Origin of the sequence: Bacillus cereus group sp. N8 (assembly GCF_016483685.1) — a bacterium.
In the GTDB taxonomy this organism is placed as follows: domain Bacteria; phylum Bacillota; class Bacilli; order Bacillales; family Bacillaceae_G; genus Bacillus_A; species Bacillus_A proteolyticus.
The window spans coordinates 1-933 of record NZ_JAEHBK010000116.1 but is presented as its reverse complement, the minus strand read 5'-3'; the positions used below and the strand labels follow the sequence as shown (position 1 = coordinate 933).

Genomic DNA, 933 nt, shown 5'->3' with positions numbered 1-933 from the left:
CTCATTTGCGACTTCCTTATGTTAACATCTTCGTTTTTCGATGTCAACTAAGTTTTTCAATTTCTTTTTTGTCGTTTGTTGCGTTTCCGCATCAGCGACGTTTATTAATATATCATGCAGTATATACAGGGTCAATACTTTTCCAAAAAAAATTTCACATCCCGTTAAAAACTTTAAAAACACTTGAACGATAGCATTCTATCTCCCCATGTATTCTTTATACATGGCTATACTCCTTCTTATTTTACACCTTATCATTTCACTAGGTTTATACAAGAATGAAAATTCTGATTTTTGTGTTATATTATTATTATAGGAGCGTGGTGAGAATGGGCATTAAATATTCGAACAAAATCAATAAAATTCGGACCTTTGCATTAAGTCTAGTATTTATCGGTCTCTTCATTGCATACTTAGGAGTTTTTTTCCGTGACAACATTATTATTATGACAACATTTATGATGGTTGGCTTTTTAGCTGTTATCGCTAGTACTGTCGTTTACTTTTGGATTGGTATGTTATCCACTAAAACTGTACAAATTATTTGTCCAAGCTGTGATAAGCCAACAAAAATGCTCGGTCGTGTCGATGCATGTATGCATTGCAACCAACCTTTAACAATGGATCGAAATCTAGAAGGAAAAGAATTTGATGAGAAATATAATAAGAAGAGCTACAAATCATAGGTATACATGGGTACAATGCACCCTTACAAAACTAGACATTAGAAGGTGATTTCTTAACCAAGAAATCACCTTTTGTATTTATCTTTAATTAAATTAGGTTGTGTACTGAACATTTTAAACCCTTCTGAACCTAACGCAATTCCCCTATATAATAAAGAAAGAGGCTGACGTTGATATTATCCCCTTTAAGTAGACAGTGTAAAAAGACCATGTACATACATGGATGTTACACTATTACTTGGAGGGG

Annotated in this window: 1 protein-coding gene; it reads left to right on the top strand. The window is 33.1% G+C overall.

All coding sequences use genetic code 11. The features are described 5' to 3' along the window. The first annotated feature begins 329 nt into the window (after positions 1-329). Positions 330-686, top strand: a complete 357-nt coding sequence (locus tag JDS80_RS30640) for a YgzB family protein (RefSeq protein ID WP_071745404.1) — start codon at positions 330-332, stop codon at positions 684-686. Positions 687-933 lie beyond the last annotated feature (247 nt).

What these genes read in the sequence shown, in the direction of transcription:
- JDS80_RS30640 (WP_071745404.1), top strand. Translation starts at nt 330, where the DNA reads ATGGGCATTAAATATTCGAACAAAATCAATAAAATTCGGACCTTTGCA.